The sequence below is a fragment of the Enterococcus sp. RIT-PI-f genome, from assembly GCF_001297065.1.
Classification (GTDB): domain Bacteria; phylum Bacillota; class Bacilli; order Lactobacillales; family Enterococcaceae; genus Enterococcus_D.
In genome coordinates this window covers 183,381-202,388 of sequence record NZ_LHOX01000011.1, presented here as the reverse complement: position 1 = coordinate 202,388, position 19,008 = coordinate 183,381, and the positions used below count along the sequence as shown (strand labels likewise).

Annotated in this window: 18 protein-coding genes; 11 read left to right on the top strand and 7 right to left on the bottom strand. The window is 42.9% G+C overall.

What is annotated here, in order from left to right; genetic code table 11:
- The first annotated feature begins 18 nt into the window (after positions 1 to 18).
- On the top strand, positions 19 to 1,404 hold the full coding sequence (locus tag AEQ18_RS04680; protein ID WP_054115203.1) for an APC family permease: 1,386 nt from the start codon (positions 19 to 21) through the stop codon (positions 1,402 to 1,404).
- An 88-nt stretch (positions 1,405 to 1,492) separates the two neighbouring features.
- Positions 1,493 to 2,374, top strand: a complete 882-nt coding sequence (gene rbsK / locus AEQ18_RS04675; protein WP_054115202.1) for a ribokinase — start codon at positions 1,493 to 1,495, stop codon at positions 2,372 to 2,374.
- A gap of 81 nt (positions 2,375 to 2,455) precedes the next feature.
- On the opposite strand, the gene AEQ18_RS04670 is transcribed toward rbsK, so the two are convergent.
- Together AEQ18_RS04670 and AEQ18_RS04665 are read right to left on the bottom strand one after the other, a co-directional pair.
- A complete protein-coding gene (locus AEQ18_RS04670; RefSeq protein WP_054115201.1) occupies positions 2,456 to 3,649 on the bottom strand; it encodes a toxic anion resistance protein in 1,194 nt (397 codons plus the stop codon).
- Between the two features lie 100 nt (positions 3,650 to 3,749).
- Complete coding sequence (locus AEQ18_RS04665) at positions 3,750 to 4,397, bottom strand: 5-bromo-4-chloroindolyl phosphate hydrolysis family protein (RefSeq protein ID WP_054115200.1); 648 nt, start codon at positions 4,395 to 4,397, stop codon at positions 3,750 to 3,752.
- Between the two features lie 216 nt (positions 4,398 to 4,613).
- On the opposite strand from AEQ18_RS04665, the gene AEQ18_RS04660 reads away from it, so the two are divergent.
- The 5 genes from AEQ18_RS04660 to AEQ18_RS04640 all read left to right on the top strand — a co-directional run bounded on the left by AEQ18_RS04660 (position 4,614) and on the right by AEQ18_RS04640 (position 7,192).
- Positions 4,614 to 5,192, top strand: coding sequence for an NUDIX hydrolase (locus AEQ18_RS04660; protein ID WP_054115199.1), 579 nt, complete (start codon positions 4,614 to 4,616; stop codon positions 5,190 to 5,192).
- The gene (macP, locus tag AEQ18_RS04655) at positions 5,185 to 5,481 is read left to right on the top strand and encodes a cell wall synthase accessory phosphoprotein MacP (RefSeq protein ID WP_054115198.1); all 297 of its coding nucleotides are present in this window, start codon (positions 5,185 to 5,187) and stop codon (positions 5,479 to 5,481) included. Before AEQ18_RS04660 ends, macP begins: the two co-directional genes overlap by 8 nt.
- Before the next feature lie 120 nt (positions 5,482 to 5,601).
- Positions 5,602 to 6,297, top strand: coding sequence for a 5'-methylthioadenosine/adenosylhomocysteine nucleosidase (locus AEQ18_RS04650; RefSeq protein ID WP_054115197.1), 696 nt, complete (start codon positions 5,602 to 5,604; stop codon positions 6,295 to 6,297).
- 35 nt (positions 6,298 to 6,332) lie between these two features.
- On the top strand, positions 6,333 to 6,890 hold the full coding sequence (locus AEQ18_RS04645; RefSeq protein WP_054115196.1) for a cysteine hydrolase family protein: 558 nt from the start codon (positions 6,333 to 6,335) through the stop codon (positions 6,888 to 6,890).
- A gap of 2 nt (positions 6,891 to 6,892) precedes the next feature.
- A complete protein-coding gene (locus AEQ18_RS04640) occupies positions 6,893 to 7,192 on the top strand; it encodes a hypothetical protein (RefSeq protein WP_054115195.1) in 300 nt (99 codons plus the stop codon).
- A gap of 66 nt (positions 7,193 to 7,258) precedes the next feature.
- Here AEQ18_RS04640 and AEQ18_RS04635 read toward each other — a convergent pair whose 3' ends face one another.
- Positions 7,259 to 9,151 carry a M13 family metallopeptidase gene (locus AEQ18_RS04635; RefSeq protein WP_054115194.1) on the bottom strand — a complete coding sequence of 631 codons (1,893 nt, stop codon included), beginning with the start codon at positions 9,149 to 9,151 and terminating at the stop codon, positions 7,259 to 7,261.
- Between the two features lie 150 nt (positions 9,152 to 9,301).
- On the opposite strand from AEQ18_RS04635, the gene AEQ18_RS04630 reads away from it, so the two are divergent.
- Together AEQ18_RS04630 and AEQ18_RS04625 are read left to right on the top strand one after the other, a co-directional pair.
- On the top strand, positions 9,302 to 9,841 hold the full coding sequence (locus AEQ18_RS04630; RefSeq protein WP_054115193.1) for a C39 family peptidase: 540 nt from the start codon (positions 9,302 to 9,304) through the stop codon (positions 9,839 to 9,841).
- Between the two features lie 71 nt (positions 9,842 to 9,912).
- Positions 9,913 to 10,878, top strand: a complete 966-nt coding sequence (locus tag AEQ18_RS04625; RefSeq protein ID WP_054115192.1) for a ribose-phosphate diphosphokinase — start codon at positions 9,913 to 9,915, stop codon at positions 10,876 to 10,878.
- 66 nt (positions 10,879 to 10,944) lie between these two features.
- On the opposite strand, the gene AEQ18_RS04620 is transcribed toward AEQ18_RS04625, so the two are convergent.
- Both AEQ18_RS04620 and AEQ18_RS04615 read right to left on the bottom strand, forming a co-directional pair.
- Positions 10,945 to 11,970, bottom strand: a complete 1,026-nt coding sequence (locus AEQ18_RS04620; RefSeq protein ID WP_054115191.1) for a LacI family DNA-binding transcriptional regulator — start codon at positions 11,968 to 11,970, stop codon at positions 10,945 to 10,947.
- A 105-nt stretch (positions 11,971 to 12,075) separates the two neighbouring features.
- Positions 12,076 to 14,340: a glycoside hydrolase family 65 protein gene (locus tag AEQ18_RS04615; RefSeq protein ID WP_054115190.1), complete on the bottom strand. Its 2,265-nt coding sequence runs from the start codon at positions 14,338 to 14,340 to the stop codon at positions 12,076 to 12,078.
- Between the two features lie 238 nt (positions 14,341 to 14,578).
- Between AEQ18_RS04615 and AEQ18_RS04610 the strand changes: the two genes are divergently transcribed.
- Positions 14,579 to 16,753 carry a PTS transporter subunit IIBC gene (locus tag AEQ18_RS04610; RefSeq protein WP_054115189.1) on the top strand — a complete coding sequence of 725 codons (2,175 nt, stop codon included), beginning with the start codon at positions 14,579 to 14,581 and terminating at the stop codon, positions 16,751 to 16,753.
- Positions 16,754 to 16,832: 79 nt separating this feature from the next.
- Complete coding sequence (locus tag AEQ18_RS04605; protein ID WP_054115188.1) at positions 16,833 to 17,657, top strand: endonuclease/exonuclease/phosphatase family protein; 825 nt, start codon at positions 16,833 to 16,835, stop codon at positions 17,655 to 17,657.
- 100 nt (positions 17,658 to 17,757) lie between these two features.
- Here the strand turns inward: AEQ18_RS04605 and AEQ18_RS04600 are convergent, their stop codons facing one another.
- A complete protein-coding gene (locus AEQ18_RS04600) occupies positions 17,758 to 18,195 on the bottom strand; it encodes a hypothetical protein (RefSeq protein WP_054115187.1) in 438 nt (145 codons plus the stop codon).
- Positions 18,188 to 18,961 (bottom strand): MurR/RpiR family transcriptional regulator, encoded by a 774-nt coding sequence (locus AEQ18_RS04595; protein ID WP_054115186.1) that lies wholly within the window; start codon positions 18,959 to 18,961, stop codon positions 18,188 to 18,190. The genes AEQ18_RS04600 and AEQ18_RS04595 overlap by 8 nt, the downstream gene beginning before the upstream one ends.
- Positions 18,962 to 19,008: the final 47 nt, after the last annotated feature.

The window sequence follows — 19,008 nt, the reverse complement described above, 5'->3', positions numbered from 1 at the left end:
TAAATTTCAGGAGGAACCATGGATTTATTTCGTAAAAAGGTCATACAACCAGAACGTTTGACAAACCTAAAGAAAGAATTGAAATTAAAAGATTTGATCATGCTGGGGATTGGCGCCATTATTGGTACGGGGATTTTTGTTGTGACCGGGGCGGCATCTGCTGAGTATGCAGGACCGGCACTGATTTTGTCCTTTGTGATTGCCGGGATCGTGGTGGTGTTGTCAGGTCTGTCTTTTGCAGAATTTGCTTCTCGTATTCCGGTTTTGGGAGGCGCTTATTCTTACTTGTATGTCGTTTTTGGGGAATTCATTGCCTGGTTGGCTGGTTGGTTCCTGATTTGTGAATTTTTATTGGCTGTTTCTTCGGTGGCCTCAGGGTGGTCCGGATATGTCCAAGGATTCTTAGCCAGTGCCGGGATTTATTTGCCTACGGCGCTGACTGCGGGGTATGACCCAAGTAAAGGGACGTATATTGACTTGATTGCTGGTTTGGTGATCGTCTTTGTCACTTTATGGGTGAGCCAAGAGGCGAAGAAAGCCTTGCGATTGAATAATGCGATGGTTTGGGTCAAATTTGCGATCATTGCCTTATTTATCATCTTTGGTGTATTTTTCGTCGAGCCGGGCAACTGGCAGCCCTTTATGCCGTTTGGCTTCTCAGGTGTCTTTAATGGTGCTGCTTTGGTGTTCTTTGCTTTCTTAGGGTTTGACGCGGTCGCAATGGCGGCGGAAGAAGTCGAGGATGCCAAGAAAAATGTTCCCAGAGGGATTATTGGCTCGATTGCGATCGCCACTGTTTTATATATCGTGGTGACACTGATTTTGACAGGTATCGTTCCGTATACTGAATTAGGTGTTAGTGATCCGGTAGCATTTGCGATGCGTTATATCAACCACGGATTGGTCGGTTCGATTATCTCCGTCGGTGCGATCTTGACACTCTTAACAGTCACGATTGCTATGATGTATTCATTGGCACGCTTGTTGTATGCAATCAGCAAAGATGGATTGCTGCCGCGTTTTATGCAAGAGGTAGATCCAAAGCAGCAAACGCCCAAAAAAGCGACCTATGTTGCTGGGGCCTTTGCCTTGTTCTTTGCTGCCGCATTTCCATTGAATATTTTGGCTGAGTTGACCAATATTGCCGCATTGTCGTATTTGATTTTAATGTCGCTAGGTATTATCAAACTGCGCAACATGTTGGGAGAACCAAAGAAAGGGGAATTCAAAGTCCCCTTTGTTCCAGTTCTGCCATTGCTTTCCGTGGCTAGCTGTCTATTTTTGATGACCCGTCTGCAAATGACCACTTGGATCGTTTTTGCGATTACTTTGGTGATTGGTGTGGTGATTTATTTTGTGTATGGATACCGGCATAGTGCGTTGCAAGATGAGGAGAAGAGTTAGCTTTAGGCTGACTCTTTTTTTGCTGTTTATCATAGCCTAAGGGAATATGATAAACTAACTATATATATGATTTTGGGGAGGAGAAAAAATGCCAAAAATTTTGGTCGTAGGTAGTCTATCTATGGACTATGTAGTTGAAACACAACAAATACCGCAACAAGGCGAGACGGTATTTGGTACGCAGTTCAAACAATTTTTTGGTGGCAAAGGGGCCAATCAAGCTGTCGCTGCGAGACGCGCAGGGGTGGAAGTTGCCTTTTGCGGCGCAGTGGGTGATGATCCATTGGGTCAACAGTTGATCAACAACTTAACAGACAATCAGATCGAAACGGATCATGTCACCAAAATCCCAGCGTCAGCTTCAGGAACAGCGCACATTACATTATTTGAAGGAGATAATCGGATCATTGTTGTGCCGGCTGCCAATCAGCAGCTAACTGCATCTTTTATTCAACAGTGCTTGATTGACTGGGAAAATTTGTCAATGGTTATTCTGCAAAATGAAATTCCTCAAACGGTCAATCGCGCACTGATTGACAGGTGCTGTGAGAGAGGGATCCCCGTTTTATATAATCCAGCACCAGCAACACAACTTGACTCAGAAATCATAGGTCAAATCACTTATCTTACACCAAACGAGGAAGAATGTAAGGCCTTATTTTCAGAGCTGTCGATTGAAGAAGCGGTACAAAAGTATCCGAATCAGCTCATTGTGACTTTGGGTGCGCAAGGGGCCATCTATCATGATGGCCAAGCGGTGTGCAAGGTCCCTGCTATGTCATTGACAAAAGAGCAAGTCGTGGACACAACAGGTGCTGGGGATACCTTCAATGGCGCTTTTGCTGCTGCAATCTGTCGCAATCTTTCTTTGGCAGAAGCTATCCAATTTGCCAATCAAGCTGCAGGATTATCCGTTCAAAAGCTAGGGGCACAGACAGGGATGCCTTATCTGGATGCCTTATCTGGATAGGTTATTGAATTAAGTAAAAAAGCCAAAAGCGCATATCAGATAACGTGCAGGGCACGTCTGATATTGCTTTTGGCTTATTCTTTATTTATTCCCCGTCAAATCCAACAGACGGTCTTTCAAATCTTCTTCTAAATGACCCAATTCCACTTCGGCAGCCCTACGTTTTTCTTTTCCTTCACGTTGGATGCGTAATGTTTCTTGGATGGTTTCTACCAAATCGTTCTGCGTTTTTTGCAAGGTTTCTATATCGACGATGCCCCGCTCGTTTTCTTTGGCTGTTTCGATTGCAGAGACTTTAAGCATTTCAGAATTTTTCTTCAGCAGCTCGTTGGTTGTTTCAGATACTTGTCGTTGTGCTGTAACAGCATCTTTTTGTCGCAACAAGGTCAATGCAATGACGACTTGGTTTTTCCATAATGGAATGGCTGTGTTGACAGAGGCTTGGATTTTCTCTGCTAAAGCCTGATTGGTGTTTTGGATCAAACGAATTTGTGGTGCTTGTTGGATCGTGATTTGACGTGCTAAGCGCAAATCATGGGTCCGTTTGTCTAAACGGTCCAAAAACTGAGTATAGTCATTGGCAATCTGTACATCCATTTGATCATTGGTTTGTTCAGCTTTCTTCATAGCTTCAGGAATGATGGTGGTTTGTAATTCTTGCATTTTCAATTCCCCAGCTGCGATATAGATATTTAATGCGTCAAAGTAGTCTTTATTTTTATGATAAAGCTGCTCCAGCATTAAGTTGTCTTTCAGCAGACCATCTTTTTCTTTGTCTAGTTTGACGGCGATTTTATCGATTTGGGCGCCGATTTTTTGATATTTCGCTGTGATCTCAAAAATTGATTGTTTGACTTTGCCAAACATCCGCTTGAATAGATTGCCTTCACCCGCACGCAATTCATCGGGATTGGCTTCTTGCAAGCGATACATCAATTCTGTCAATGAATCGCCAACCGGGCCAATATCGGCTGCTTGTACATGATTTAACATCGATTGCGAAAACTCCCCGAGCTTCGTCTGTGCGGCTGCCCCATAAGTGATGACTGCTTGCTGGTCAGTGGCATCGATCTTGTTGGCAAGTTCTTGGGCTTGTGCCTGTCTTTCTGGCGGCAATTTGTCGATTAGCCGAGGGGCTTGTTGTTGTTCTTGCAGCGCAGTGATCTCTGCTTGTTGTGTCGTTGTCAACGTGTCGACAGGGGTTGCAAATGGGTTGTTCAATAGATCATCAAGGGTATCGTTGACTGGTTTTATTTGATCAGGTGTATCACTCATAGAAACTCCTCCTAAAAATGTGTTCATTTCGAAAAAAATCTAGCCTGGGCTAGATTTTTTTTTTAGATCTGATTCGCTTATGTAAGCGTGAGATCTATCCCTATTCATTATCTCGTTTTATGCTTTGTTTGGCAATGGATAACTCAATATCCATATCATCAAGGTCATCTGCAACAAATTGCGAGTAATCTTTGGCGATCAAAGAGGCCATTTGTTCGATGATCTGGGTGCTTTCTTCGATTTTTTCATAGGTTTCACGACTTTTGATCTCATGTTCGTTGATCTCGATGAATTTGTCGGTTAGATCGACCATATTTGGCAAATGGGTATAAAGAAAGTGATTGGCCAATGGCAGCTTAGTTGGTTCCTTGACCAATTCTTTAAAGAGCGCCTTCGATGCCCGTAAAGCGTCATGCCGCAAGTCAATCGCTTTTAGTTTATTGTTGCGGGCAATGTTTTTTTGCAGTTGGTCGATTTGCTGTTTGCTTTGGTTCATCGTGTCGCGAAATAGTTCGATTTCACGTGTCGACATCCCGCTTTTCAAATAGTGCGCTTCTCTTTCTTTGGTCAAAGAAGGCAACACATGGGGATTGGCTTCGACTTTGCGGCCTCTAAGGCCGACCACGATTAAAACGATACCTGCTAACAACAACAAGGTTGTAAATGTATCAGTACCAGTTGCGCTAACAAATAGCAGCAACATAATGAGTATGATCGCACCAGCGATCAACCGGATGTTTTTTTTCATTTTTCCTCCTCCTAAAAAAATCGTTGGACAAGTTGATTTGGTTGTTCGACATCTTTATTTTAGCATGTTCCAGCGGATAAAAATATCAGACTTGGGGTGGATATTCTGATATTTAGTAAATTCATAAGCTTTCTTGTCTTTTCTTAAGAAGATATTTTTGGCAAATTATGCTAAAGTGTTTGTTAGATAAGACGAGTAAAGGTTAGGTGGAGAAAAATGCTTGAATATACAGATTTTGAAGAAAAAACGATCCAGCGCAAGGAGATCTTCCATGGAAAAATCATCGATGTTGTGATTGATGATGTGGCTTTGCCAAATGGCGGCACCAGTAAACGAGAACTGGTCTTTCATCCTGGCGGTGTTGCGGTGATCGCTTTAACAGCAGAAAATAAAATGGTGTTTGTGCGCCAATTCAGAAAACCATTGGAACGGGTCATCTTAGAAATACCTGCTGGGAAAATCGATCCTGGTGAAGGGTCGACACCTGAATTGACAGGTGCCCGCGAGCTGGAAGAAGAAACGGGTTATCGTCCAGATGCCCTTGAACATCTTTATTCTATGTATTTATCGCCAGGTTTTGCCAACGAGATCCTGCACATATATTGTGCCACGGCGATCACGAAAGTGGAAAATCCGTTGCCGCAAGATGACGATGAAGTGTTAGAAATCTATGAACTGACTTTTGAAGAGGCGCAAGCTGCTGTGGCAGATGGAAGGATTTGCGATGCCAAAACTTTATTTGCGTTGCAATATTGGGAATTGCTGGAACTGAAACGGAGGAAGGGCCTTGCCTAAAGAACCATTGATCACTCGTTCGGAATTGCGGCGACGCAAAGAAGAGGAAGAGGCGGCGAATGAACGCAATCAAAAACTGATCGCCAAACAAAGCAACAAAGAATTACAGAAAAAAGAAAAGCAAATCGATAACCATTATCGAAAAGTACGTAAGCAAACAAAGGATATCACCAAAACGCGGGCAGGAGAAAATCAAAAGTCCCGTGATTTGAATCGCTTTTTGATGAAAGCAATCGTGATCGTTGGTTTGTTGTTGATCGTTGTTGGCTTGGCTATTTTTCTGTTGTAATTCGCTGCGTTTATTATAAAAGAGAAGCATGCAGAGATTCATATGGGGGTTATTTGGTTTGATATGGCCTAATGATAGCTGCTTTGTATAATGTATGGATTTTTGAAGGGGGATATATGTATGAAAATCGGTATTATCGGTGCAATGGATGAAGAAATCAAAGCACTTAGAGAGCAATTAGCCACACCATTGTCATGGGAAAGAGGCGGTGCGCTATTTATTTCTGGAAGTATCGGCAATCATGAAGTGATCGTGGTACGCTCTGGTATCGGCAAGGTGTTGGCCTCGATCACGACGAGCTTGCTGATTCAGCAATATGGTGTCAATATGGTGATCAATACGGGGTCTGCTGGCGGCATAGGGTCAGGCTTGCAAGTCGGTGACTTGGTGATCTCAGATAAAGTCGCTTACTTTGATGTTGATGTCACTGGTTTTGGTTATGCGTTTGGCCAATTGCCTGGCGGAATGCCTTTGTATTATGAAGCAAGCCGCTATTTGATCAGTGAAATGACGAAAGCAGCTGAAGCCACTGATCATATTGTGAAGAATGGGCTGATCGTTACAGGGGATAGCTTTATCAATGATCCGCAAAAAGTTACGGCTATTTTAGATCACTTCCCTGAGGCGTTGGCTTGTGAAATGGAAGGGGCAGCGATCGCCCAAACTGCGCAACAATTCAATGTCCCTTTCTTGATCGTTCGGGCGATCAGTGACACGGCAGATCATGGAGCCACCCAATCGTTTGATGACTTTATTTTAGATGCGGGCAAACGTTCGGCTGAAATGGTGCTGGCTTTTGTTAAGCAATTAAAGTGAGGCTAGCAGCACTAGACTAAAAGGAGGATTTTCTTATGAGAGCATTGTTGTCCATTGATTATACAGTTGATTTTGTAGCTGATGACGGCCGTTTGACTACAGGTCAAGCAGGTCAAGCGATTGAACAACGGCTGGTAGATCAGACACAAGCGTTTATTGACGCTGGGGATTTTGTTGTTTTTGCGATAGACCGCCATGACCCTGAGGATCACTATCATCCGGAAAGTCAGTTGTTTCCACCACATAATATTGCAGGCAGTTCTGGCAGAGCATTGTATGGATCGTTGGCACCATTGTATGAAGCGCAAAAAGATCGTGAAAATGTGTATTGGATCGACAAGCGCCATTACTCGGCATTTAGTGGAACAGATTTAGATATTCGGTTGCGAGAACGCGGCATCACGGAGATATATTTAACGGGTGTTTGTACAGATATTTGTATTCTCCATACAGCTGTAGATGCATATAATTTAGGCTATCGATTGGTGATTGATGCAGATGCAGTCGCGAGTTTCGATGCGGTTGGTCATGAATGGGCGTTGCGCCATTTTGAACAAACACTCGGCGCCAAAATCATAGCGAAGGAGGAATAGTCATGGGATGGATGGATCAACTGAAAGAAAATTTTAGTTTTAGTGAATTGACTGGATTATATCAAGCATATCAAAAAGGCAATTTAGATATCAAAGGATTGCTGAACAATGATTTTTTAAAAAAATATACGGATTTTGCTGACTTGGATGCTTTCATGGCAAAACTTGGTATCAAAGATGAGAATCAAATCATGGACTTCTTGAAAGACCGTGGCAACCGACAAAAAGCCGATCAAGTGGTCAATGCCCATACGCAATTTGATTCAGTGATCGCTATGTTAAAGAAAGCGTTGAATCAATAATTGTTTGATAAACCAAAAAATCCATCACGAAAACGGTTGATGCCGTTTTCTGTGATGGATTTTTTTTTACCAGATATGGACCCGTTTTTCTGGAGCAAGATACATAGGATCTCCTGGTTTGATGTCGAAGGTCGTGTAGAATGCGTCAATGTTTTGAACTTGAAGATTGGCTCTCAATTTTGCTGGGCCGTGGACATCGATCGACAGCAATAACTGTTGATACTGCTCTTTGGCTTTGGTACGCCAAATTTTTGCCCAGTTGATAAAGAAGTCTTCCAATGATACGTCCGCTTCTTTTTCAGCTGCCTCTAAGGCACAACTCAATCCGCCGGCATCGGCGATATTTTCAGAAACGGTTAACGTCCCGTTCACGGTACCGCCCGCAAATGGTACACCGTCAAAGGCTTTGATCATATCTTGTGCCAACGTGTTAAAATGGGCCAAATCTTCTTCAGTCCACCAATTATTCAAATTCCCAAACTCATCAAATTTGGCACCGTTGTTGTCAAAGGCATGAGAAATCTCATGGGCGATGACTGCCCCGATCCCGCCATAATTGGCACTAGATGATTGTTTCAAACTATAAAATGGTGCTTGTAAAATGGCTGCCGGAAAGACAATGACGTTTTTGAACGGATGATAATAAGCATTGACCGTCGCGGCAGACATTTCCCACTCGTTTCGATCAACTGGCTGCTGCCACTTTTTAAATCCGTCTTCTCGGAATAAGCGGCCAAAGCGCAATGCATTTTGTAAGAGTGAAGAAGTCTCATCCGTATGCAGCTGATCGTAGATCGCTGGGATTTGATCAGGATAGCCGACATGAATGCCTAAATTGTTTAATTTGACGATGGCTTTTTCACGGGTATCCTGACTAAGCCATTGATTGCTGGTCAATCGGTCTTGGTAGACACCAATCATGGTCTCTACCATATGTTTGACATCATTTTTGGCTGTTTCACCAAAATATTTGCGACCATAATAGTCACCCACCACTTGGCTGAACTGACCAATCGTTAAATAGTAGGCGGCTTTTTGTTGGGGCATCGCTTCGTCGATCCCAGACAAATAGCGGCCGTAAGTGCCTCCTAATTGTCGGATCTCTTCGCTCAGGTAAGCCGTATATTTCAAACTTTGGTTGACGATCATCCAGCCTTTCAGTAAATCGAAATGGCTCAAAGAGAGCAAATGATCGAATGCTTCGAAATATGCTGGTTCTGTGACGATCAGGGATTCTGGGGTGGCTGAAAGTAAAGCAGTCAAGGTTGTTTTGAAATCGATATGGGAAGATTGTGCAGCAAAAGCATCCAATGTTTGTGGGTTGTAATTTTTGCTGTAATCTGCACTCTCTTCCGCACTGCGTACATGGGGAGCAATCAATTTATCAAAAGTAATCGCTTGTTCCACCAGGGATTCAGCAGCTGCTTGGTCTTTGCCGTAAGCCACCAGTAATTTTACTGCCATATCAAAGTAGACTTGCAGCATTTCTTCTGCTTGCGGGTTGTCCGTGTAATACGTCTTATCCGGTAAAATCGTTGCTGGTGGATAGACGAGTAATGTATTCATTTTGGCGTTCTTCATGTCAGAATCGACATCGAATTGGAAAGGCAATGTGATACCATCCAAGATAAATTGATCCAATTGCTGATTTAAATCATCATAAGAAGCTAAGGCTTCAATTTTTGCTAGGATAGGTAAGACTTCTGTACCGCCAGCAGCATCGCGTGTTGCAAAATCCCTTGCCAACCGGTAGAAAGCGACCGCGTCTTTCATCCGGCCTTTGGGTGTTGCATGGGGATCTTTGGCCATGTTCTCGAATTCTGCGATCATCAATGTGTCGATGCCATCTACCAAATCTTGAAACCCGCCAGTTGCAGGTTTATCCGCAGGAATCACTGCAGTGTCCATCCACTCGCCGTTTACATAATCATAAAAATCATCTTTTAACAGGGTTGTCATGTCTTTCGCTCCTCTCGCTTTCTACTATTATGAATCAAAAATCGAAAGGACGCAAAGAAAAGTTTTTCTTTAGATAAGGATTCGATAGGAGATTGTTCGATCCTTTGAGGTATAATAGAAACAAAGATAGAAACAAAGAAGGTGAAGCAGATGGAAGAATCCACATGGCAGGGCATCCCTGAAGAACGATTTCGTTTGTATCGGCAATGGATCACGCCCTCGGGGTATTTGTGCGGGACATATGCAGCGGCTGTTTTTTTGGCTTATTATCAGGATCACATCGATGCGTCCATCGTTCCTCAAGCATTTCGCAAGAAAAATCAACGTGATCTCACGGCTGTGACCGCGTTTTTGCGATTGGTGATCCAACCACATGGGTTGCCGACAATCTCTTGGCAAGTTGCCCATGGATTGAGTCGTTACTTTGCCCATTTTCAATTGCCTTATCGTGGGCGCGCAACGATGGTTGGCGGCTGGCAACGTGCTTGTAAGCGAATCGATCAAGGAAAACCTGTGATTATCGGTATCTTGAAGCCATTGGGCAGCACGTATGGGAATCATTGGGTGGTTGCCTACGCCTATTTAGAAAATGATAAAGGAGAACGATTCTTTAAAGTCCATGACAATTGGGGGAACTATAGGAAAGTGATTCCAGCTAGTTGGGTGAACGGCACTGTGACATTACCTTGATCCCGCGACTTAAAAAAACAGCAAATTTGTGCTAGAATAGATAAAAATAACCATATTCATTGGAGGCAATCATGGGCGAGAGTTATAAAGATAGTTCGTTGAAGATTTTTAGTTTGAATGGCAATCTGCCATTGGCAGAAAAAATCGCAAAATTGTTCGGAACAGAACTAGGAAAATCGAAAGTGAAACAATTTAGTGATGGCGAGATTGCGATCAACATTGAAGAAAGTGTTCGCGGAGATCACATTTATATCATCCAGTCGACCAACGAACCAGTCAATGACCATTATTTGGAGCTATTGATCATGATCGATGCGATGAAACGTGCTAGTGCCAAAACCATCAACGTGGTCTTGCCTTATTATGCTTATGCACGGCAAGATCGTACAGCAAACCCGCATGAACCGATCACAGCAAAATTGATTGCGAACATGCTCGTTGAAGCAGGTGCTTCTCGGGTGCTGACGTTAGACCTCCATGCTGTTCAAGTACAAGGATTTTTTGATATTCCAGTGGATAATTTGTTCACGATTCCTTTATTTGCCCATTATTACCGTCAAAAAGGGATGACAGGAGACGATTATGTCGTAGTTTCGCCTAAAAACAGCGGTGTTCAAAGAACCCGCAGTTTGGCAGAATATCTGGATACAGCCATTGCGATCGTTGATCAAGATGAAGCACAAGAAGGCTACGTGATTGGTGATGTTGTAGGGAAAAAATGTATTTTGGTCGATGATATTCTGAATACCGGTGCAACGTTGGCCAAAGCTGCCCAACTATTGAAAGAAGCTGGAGCGACTGAAATCTATGCCTGTGCCTCTCACGCATTGCTTTCACCGCCGGCCAAGCAAATCCTTGATGACTCACTGATCGAAAGTATTTGTGTGACGGATTCTTGTTGGACAGAAGATGCACGGCATCCAGAAAAATTACAGTATATCTCATGCGCTGAACTCATGGGTGAGGCGGTCAAACGCATCCATGAAAACACGCCGATGAGCCCGTTATTCCGTTTAGAAAGCAAAGACTATCAATAAGAGAGCATAGAAAAACAGCCACCAAATGCTGATTTGGTGGCTGTTTTTTTGTAGAGACGTGAATGGTCACACTTGATCCACATGATGCAAGTTCAAGACCGTTTCTCGTTTGATCAATTTATGCGGCACGACCAATTGCACGCCATTGGAGTCTTCGTGATTCAATTGCGCCATCAGACGCTCGGTGGCGATTTTGCCTAGAGACAAAACATTGATATCGATACTTGTCAAATAGGGGTGGGTCAAGGTCGCGAAAATCGAATTGTTGAAACTGATCACTGAAAGATCATCAGGAACCTTGATGCCGTACATTTCAGCCAATTGAATGATCCTTACCGCAAAAAGATCATCGATGACCACGATAGCCGTTGCTTGTGCCTGCTTGATGACTTCTTCGAAAGTGACATAATCCTCGGCTTTTTCAAAAGTCAACGCCGGATAGAAGGGTAAACTGGCTAGCATCATGGCTTTCTGGTAGCCAAAAAAACGCTCGAAATAGAGGTTTTCATGGGTGGTGTTAGTGGCAAACAAGATACGGGTATGGCCTTGAGCAATCAGATGTTCGGTCGCCTGTTTTCCTAAAAGTTGGTTGTCATTATCGACAAACACGATTTTATCCTCATTGCTGTAAGGATGACCAATCAAAGTAAAAGGGACTTCTTTTTCAACTAAGTAGTTGATGATTGGGTCTTTCTCATCAGAGTAGACGAGAATAAAACCATCCACTTGTTTTTGCAGATGCATACGTTCCACATTTTTCAATAGTGTATCAAAATCTCGGGCAGAGGCGACAGCAACTGTCATTTGGTGATGACGGGCCTCTTCGTTGATGGCTTCTATTGTTTCTAAGTAAAAGGGGTTTCCTAGCCGTTCTTTGGAATCTAAGGGGGGCAAAACGACGCCAATCGCACTGGAAATTTGTTTGCCAAGATTTCGAGCCGCTAAATTGGGCACATACCCCATGTCGGCCATCACTTTACGGACTTTCTTTTTGGTATCTTCAGAAATACTTGGATGATTGTTGACGACGCGTGAAACCGTAGAAGTGGCAACCCCAGCTTTTTTGGCCACATCTTTGACCGTTATACTCACTGTTACTCCTCCTTTTTTAGCTTATAGTATCACAAAGTATCACTGTTATGGTAGGACCAATCAAAAGAAAGAAGAAATGCAGCCATTTCTTCTTTCAATCAAATCTTATACGATGTCAGCTGTTACTTCTGTTTCTAAAATGCAGTCTTTGCCGTAAAGTTTGATTGGCAATGATTCACCTGAGATTTTCTTCAACGTAACGGTCGTATCATCGACAGACACAAAGATCAAACGATCCCGGTAGTTGATGTGGAATGCATAACTGCGCCAGGTGCTTGGCAAGAATGGTGCAAAGCCTAAATGACCATGGTCGGTTTTCATTTGGGCGAATCCTTGTACGATGGCCAACCAGCTGCCGGTCATTGATGTGATATGCAAGCCGTCATTGGTATCGTTGTTATAATTATCCAAGTCAAGTCGTGCAGTTCGTTCATACATTTCTAAGGCTTTTTCTTCCATGCCCAGTTCTGCGGCTAAAATAGCATGCACACTAGGGGATAAAGAAGATTCATGCACAGTCATTGGTTCGTAAAAATCGAAATTCCGTTGTTTTTCTTCTTTGGTAAATTGATCACCGAAGAAATAAATTCCTTGCAGCACATCGGCCTGTTTGATAAAGCAAGAACGTAAAATATGGTCCCAAGACCAGTTCTGGTTCAATGGCAAATGCGCAGGATCTAAGTCAGATACCGTCATCAAGTCTTTGTCTAAGAACGTATCGTGTTGAACGAAGACTCCTAATTCTTGGTCTTCTGGGAAATACATGTTGTCAATGATATCCTGCCATTTGGCTTGCTCATCTGCAGAAATCTCGACATTGGTTTCATCTTCGAAAGTGCGATAATTTTCTAAAGTATAGCGTAAGACCCAGGCAGCCATTTTGTTGGTATACCAGTTGTTGTTGATATTATTTTCGTACTCATTTGGTCCAGTCACGCCGTGGATCATATATGCTTGCTTTCGTTTCGAATAATGGACACGGTCCGCCCAAAAACGTGCGATAGCCGTCAATACGTCCAATCCCTCATGTTTCATATAAGTCGTATCACCAGTATAATTTGTATAATTATAGATCGCATAGGCAATTGCCCCATTGCGGTGGATTTCTTCAAAGGTGATTTCCCATTCGTTATGACATTCGATCCCAGTGAAGGTCACCATAGGATATAAGGCACCAGCCAATCCCTGTTTTTGGGCATTGATGTGGGCTTGCGGCAACTGATTGTGGCGATATTTCAACAAGTTGCGCGTCACTTCTGGTTTTGCTAAAGCCAAATATAGTGGTACAGCATAGGCTTCCGTATCCCAATAAGTGGCACCGCCATATTTTTCACCAGTGAACCCTTTCGGTCCGATATTCAACCGCTCATCTTCACCGTAATAAGTAGAGAACAATTGGAACAGGTTAAAGCGAATCCCTTGCTGGGCGGCGTCATCACCTTCTATGATGACATCCGCTAAGGCCCAGCGTGCTTGCCATGCATCGACTTGTTCTTGCCGTAATTCTGCGTATGAAGCTCCATATAAAGCAGCCAATTCAGTAATTTTTGCTGGATGGTCAGCTTCTGGCACATCACGGCTTGTAATAATCAACACTTCTTTGATCAGTGAGAATGCTGTCCCAGCATCACCACTAAAAGCAAAGATGTCGGCTACAGAAAGTTCACTTTTTATGGAAGCGTCAGGGACTTGATCGTGGTGCATTGCAGAAGTGACAGTAAATTGTTCGATATCAAAATGATTCTCTACTGTACGGGTCGTCAAATAGCTGAAATCAGCTGCTTTTCCATCAGCCAATTCTTCCCAAAAACGTTCATCATAATTGCTGTCTTCGTTGTGGACATTATTGTCCAATTTAGAAACGATTTTGACTTCAGCGTGGCCGTCTAAGATTTCTGCTTCCATCTTGATCAAAGCAAGTTCTCGTTTAACGATACTTAAAAAACGTTCGAAAGAGAATTTCACAGTGGCGCCTGCTAAAGACACGGTAAATGTCCGGCTTAAAATACCTGTTTGCATATCTAGTTCCATCCGGAAATCTTTCGGACTGACTTTGGCTAAGTCTACCTGCTGGTCGTTGATATATAAGTCCATTGCGATAAAATTAACAGCGTTGATCACTTTACCGAAATAATCGGGATAACCATTTTTCCACCAGCCAACGCGGGTTTTGTCAGGGTACCAAACACCAGCAATATAGGTACCTAAATGGTGGTCGCCACTATACTGTTCTTCAAAATTGCCCCGCATGCCCATGTAGCCATTTCCAATACTTGTTAACGACTCTTGCAGTCGGCGGTTTTCTTTATCTAATGTTGATGTGGCGATTTTCCACGGATCGATTTCGAACAATCGTTGGATTTTCTTCATGAATGAGCCCTCCATAATTTTTATGATATATTTATCATAAGCGCAAACGATTGCGTGGTCAAGTCTTTGTTGTTGCATTCTGCGAGTTTTCTTGTTTTTGTTAATAATCTTCAATAAAAAAGGCTTTTTTTCTATCGTTCGTTCAGAAATTGATGGTTTACAAAATGTTTTTTCTTCGTTAGAATGAAAAAGTAGAGAAACCGATTGCGTCAATCGTTTCAGAAAGGAAGGAAAGAAGATGAAAAAATTATTGAGTTTCGAATTTTGGCAGAAATTCGGAAAAGCACTGATGGTGGTCGTTGCAGTCATGCCAGCGGCTGGGTTGATGATCAGTATCGGGAAAACGATCCCGATGATCAATGCTGACTGGGGCGTCCTTGTTACCACAGGCGGTGTGATCGAAAGTATTGGTTGGGCAATTATTGGCAATTTGCATTTATTATTTGCGTTAGCGATTGGTGGCAGTTGGGCAAAAGAACGAGCTGGGGGTGCATTTGCAGCTGGTATCGCTTTTGTATTGATCAATCGAATCACTGGATCGATTTTTGGCGTGACGAGTGCCATGTTAGCAGAAGAAGGGGCGTTCACCCATACCTTATTCGGCACAAAAATCATGATCGATGGCTTTTTTACTAGCGTATTGGAAGCACCCGCTTTGAATATGGGGGTTTTTGTGGGGATCATTGCTGGATTTGTTGGGGCAACTGCGTATAACAAATATTATAATTTCCGCAAATTACCGGATGCGCTATCCTTCTTTAATGGCAAACGATTTGTTCCCTTTGTGGTGATTGCACGGTCAGTTGCTGTCGCATTGGTCCTTTCTGTGGTATGGCCATACATCCAAGCTGGCATCAATAATTTTGGGCTGTGGATCGCCCAATCGCAAGAAAGTGCACCAGTTTTGGCGCCGTTTTTATTTGGTACTTTAGAACGTTTGCTGCTGCCATTTGGCTTACATCATATGTTGACGATTCCAATCAACTATACAGAATTGGGTGGGACTTACACGATTCTTTCTGGCGCACAAGCAGGAACGCAAGTGTTTGGTCAAGATCCATTATGGTTGGCGTGGGCGACTGATCTGGTTAATATGCGCAATGCCGGAGACACATCGCAGTATCAATTTTTGTTGGAAAACTTTGTGCCGGCCCGCTTTAAAGTGGGGCAAATGATTGGTTCTTCGGGTATTTTGATGGGCTTGTCTTATGCGATGTATCACAACGTAGATGCGGACAAACGCCACAAGTATACGTCGATGTATTTGTCGGCAGCCATTGCTGTCTTCTTGACAGGGGTAACAGAACCATTAGAATTCATGTTTATGTTCGCGGCTGTACCGCTATACATTGTCTACGCGGTTGTACAAGGTGCCGCTTTTGCGATGGCGGATATCGTTCATCTGCGTGTGCATTCCTTTGGCAATATTGAGCTGTTGACACGAACGCCAATGGCAATCAATGCAGGCTTAGGGCAAGACTTGATCAATTTTGTTCTCGTGACCATTGTTTTTGGTGTCGGTATGTACTTCCTGGCGAATTTCTTGATCAAGAAGTTCAACTTTGCTACACCTGGCCGAAATGGCAATTATGAAGTCGAAGGAGCTGCAGATGCGCCGGCAGCAGCAACAGCAGACGGCACGCTTGATCCAAATGCACAAGTTGTAAAAATTATAAACTTGTTGGGTGGGCGCGAGAATATTCGGGATGTTGATGCTTGCATGACACGGTTACGGGTGACCGTGAACGATCGGACAGCTGTCGGTGATGAGCGATCTTGGAAAGCTGCTGGTGCATTAGGTTTGATCGTCAAAGACAATGGCGTTCAAGCCGTCTATGGACCGAAAGCAGATGTCTTAAAATCAGATATCCAAGATCTGTTAGATTCCGGTGTTACGATTCCAGCAGCAGTCATTTCCGAGCCAGCAGATACACCGAACGCGCATCAAAGCCAAGGATTGACGATTGACATGGTGTCGGTTGCAGATGGAGAAGTGGTTCCAATCGAGCAAGTGAAGGATCCGGTTTTTGCAGGTAAAATGATGGGCGAGGGATTTGCAGTCATTCCTGACCATGAAACAGTGTATGCACCGGTATCTGGGAAAGTCACTAGTGTTTTCCCCACCCAGCATGCCATCGGTCTGTTGACGGATGAAGGCGTCGAAGTCCTCGTGCATATGGGATTAGATACAGTTGATTTAGATGGCAAACCATTCAACGTCCATGTGTCAGAGGGACAGCAAGTCGCGCTAGGCGAGGCAATAGCCGAAATGGATATTGCTGCTGTGGCCGCTGCAGGAAAAGAAACAAGCATCGTGGTTGTCATCACAAATACAGATCAGATTGATGCATTCACATTGGAACAAACTGGCCAGCAATCAGGGAAGAAGGTTGTTGGAACGATCAAATTATAATACAATAAACCATCGGGTCATGTTGATTGATCCGATGGATTTTTTCGCAATGATTCGTTATTGAAAGATAGGAGCTATCATGAAAGTTTTAACGTTAAATACCCATAGCTGGTTAGAAGAACAGGCAGAAGAAAAGCTGCAGATCCTCGCCGACGAAATCGCAGCGGGGGACTATGATCTCATTGCGCTGCAAGAAGTCAATCAAAGTATGACGGCGCTAACGATATTCCCTGACGGTTCCTACTGTCCAACGCAAACCTTTGTTGAGATCAAGGAAGATAATTTTGCGTTGCGTTTGGTTGAAGCATTAGAGATTAGGGATATTGAGTATTATTGGTCCTGGAGTTATAGCCATATCGGTTATGATCGGTATCACGAAGGCAATGCGCTGTTATCAAAGCAGCCGATCGTAGCAACGGACTATCTGGCGTCAAAAACCAATGACGTATTAGACCATACCACTAGGAAAAATTTGAGCGGATTGACAGAAGTCGCTGGCAAGATGATCCGTGTCCTAAGCTGTCATTTCTCGTGGTGGGAACAAGGCAAATTTGCACATGAGTGGCAGCAAACGGAAGCATTCTTAAAAGGAACAACGGAACCAATCTTGCTTCTTGGCGATTTTAACAATGATGCGGCCAGTCCAGGGTATCAGCTTGTGTTGGATAGTCCATGGCAATGGCAAGATGCGTTTGCCGCAGCACAGCAAACAACTGGCGCAGCGACGGTGAATAAGAAAATCGATGGGTGGCATGAAAACGAAGGACAGTTGCGGATCGATTATGTCTTTGTTACAGGACACGCAATCGTCCGAGAATATGAGGTCGTTTTTGATGGCAACCGTGTACCGGTCGTCAGTGATCACTTTGGTGTGAAAGTCGTTTTGGCGTGGAAAGAAGAGTAGCAAAAAAGGAATCTCCCACAGAGATTCCTTTTTTTGTTTATGCAGGCAGATCGTGATGCAGTAAACAGGATGCACATGCCCTAAAAAATCATTCAAATAGTCAAATTCTATTTAGAATCAGTAAAATGAGTAAAGTTAAGCTGATACAGATTGTACATGAAACATACACAAGCCCTTTTTCTAAAGAGGTTGGATTTTCTGAGTGATTTTCTAACTGATTTCGATAAAAGAAAACCAATCCGGCACCAATCAAATTTCCTGTCATTATTTGTTGGAATAGTAAAACAAAGAGATACCTACCTAATAAACCATTTTTACTTTGCGAGAAGCGGGCGATGTAGTGTAGAGACCCCGTTTGAAGCATCATGATGCTTGTCAATAATATACCTAATGTAAATAAAGGATTGGCTAATAATAGTGAATGTAGTGAAATGTTTTGGGTTGTGATCGTAATAGATACATATAAATAATACAAACAAGAAACAATCATCCAGTAACCCAACAAAATGGGATGGAATGGAAACTTTCGTTTAGTCATAGTCACTCTCCTTTAGCGTAAATTGTCCATAAGAGCGAATCAAATAATCAATCAAGCAGTTTAAGCCAATCAATGACTGGCTAGGGATTTTTTTTCGTCCTATTTGAAAGAAATCACAGAAATAGGTTAGGTGATAGGTCGTATGGCGGGCGAAATAATTATCACCTGGCGCAGTTAATGAAAGTACGGGAATCTTGCGAATAGAAAAGGTACTGATATTTTCTTTGATATTTTCTGTTTCGCCACTCAATGATGCAATAATTACACAATCTTCTTTTGTGATCATTGGCATCACCATATCAAACTCAGTTTTATTTGGTAGTACGATGACTCTTTTTTCCATTGACAACATCATTTTTGAAAACTCTTCGATAGCTTTTTTTTGAGAAAACCCTGTCGCGTAACAATAAATTGTTTTGCTATCATCAAACAACTTGTTGATCACACGCAGATCTACTTTATTCATATAGTTCAGGGTAGCGAGAATATCATCCATTTGTTTATCGAATATAGATTTATCGTGGCGTTTCACTTGTTCTTCTTTTTGCTGATTTCGCATGAAATACTTGAATTCGGAATAACCAGAGAATCCAAGTTTCTTTGTTAGGCGCAAAATAGATGATTTAGACACATGTACACGTTCAGCCAAATCAATAATATTCAGTTTTGAGATCGTGTCTTCATTTTTCAGGATGTAAGATAGAATTTCACGGTCAAGAGTGCTTAAATCTGAATGATGTTGGTGGATCAAAATCTGTAATTTCAAAAAAATTCCCTCCTTTTATTTAAGTATAACTGAAAAAGAGGGAATTC

Excerpts from the sequence above, each read along its gene's own strand:
- AEQ18_RS04680 (WP_054115203.1), top strand. The coding sequence starts at position 19 with ATGGATTTATTTCGTAAAAAGGTCATACAACCAGAACGTTTGACAAAC.
- rbsK (WP_054115202.1), top strand. The coding sequence starts at position 1,493 with ATGCCAAAAATTTTGGTCGTAGGTAGTCTATCTATGGACTATGTAGTT.
- AEQ18_RS04670 (WP_054115201.1), bottom strand. The coding sequence starts at position 3,649 with ATGAGTGATACACCTGATCAAATAAAACCAGTCAACGATACCCTTGAT.
- AEQ18_RS04665 (WP_054115200.1), bottom strand. The coding sequence starts at position 4,397 with ATGAAAAAAAACATCCGGTTGATCGCTGGTGCGATCATACTCATTATG.
- AEQ18_RS04660 (WP_054115199.1), top strand. The coding sequence starts at position 4,614 with ATGCTTGAATATACAGATTTTGAAGAAAAAACGATCCAGCGCAAGGAG.
- AEQ18_RS04650 (WP_054115197.1), top strand. The coding sequence starts at position 5,602 with ATGAAAATCGGTATTATCGGTGCAATGGATGAAGAAATCAAAGCACTT.
- AEQ18_RS04645 (WP_054115196.1), top strand. The coding sequence starts at position 6,333 with ATGAGAGCATTGTTGTCCATTGATTATACAGTTGATTTTGTAGCTGAT.
- AEQ18_RS04640 (WP_054115195.1), top strand. The coding sequence starts at position 6,893 with ATGGGATGGATGGATCAACTGAAAGAAAATTTTAGTTTTAGTGAATTG.
- AEQ18_RS04635 (WP_054115194.1), bottom strand. The coding sequence starts at position 9,151 with ATGACAACCCTGTTAAAAGATGATTTTTATGATTATGTAAACGGCGAG.
- AEQ18_RS04630 (WP_054115193.1), top strand. The coding sequence starts at position 9,302 with ATGGAAGAATCCACATGGCAGGGCATCCCTGAAGAACGATTTCGTTTG.
- AEQ18_RS04625 (WP_054115192.1), top strand. The coding sequence starts at position 9,913 with ATGGGCGAGAGTTATAAAGATAGTTCGTTGAAGATTTTTAGTTTGAAT.
- AEQ18_RS04615 (WP_054115190.1), bottom strand. The coding sequence starts at position 14,340 with ATGAAGAAAATCCAACGATTGTTCGAAATCGATCCGTGGAAAATCGCC.
- AEQ18_RS04610 (WP_054115189.1), top strand. The coding sequence starts at position 14,579 with ATGAAAAAATTATTGAGTTTCGAATTTTGGCAGAAATTCGGAAAAGCA.
- AEQ18_RS04605 (WP_054115188.1), top strand. The coding sequence starts at position 16,833 with ATGAAAGTTTTAACGTTAAATACCCATAGCTGGTTAGAAGAACAGGCA.
- AEQ18_RS04600 (WP_054115187.1), bottom strand. The coding sequence starts at position 18,195 with ATGACTAAACGAAAGTTTCCATTCCATCCCATTTTGTTGGGTTACTGG.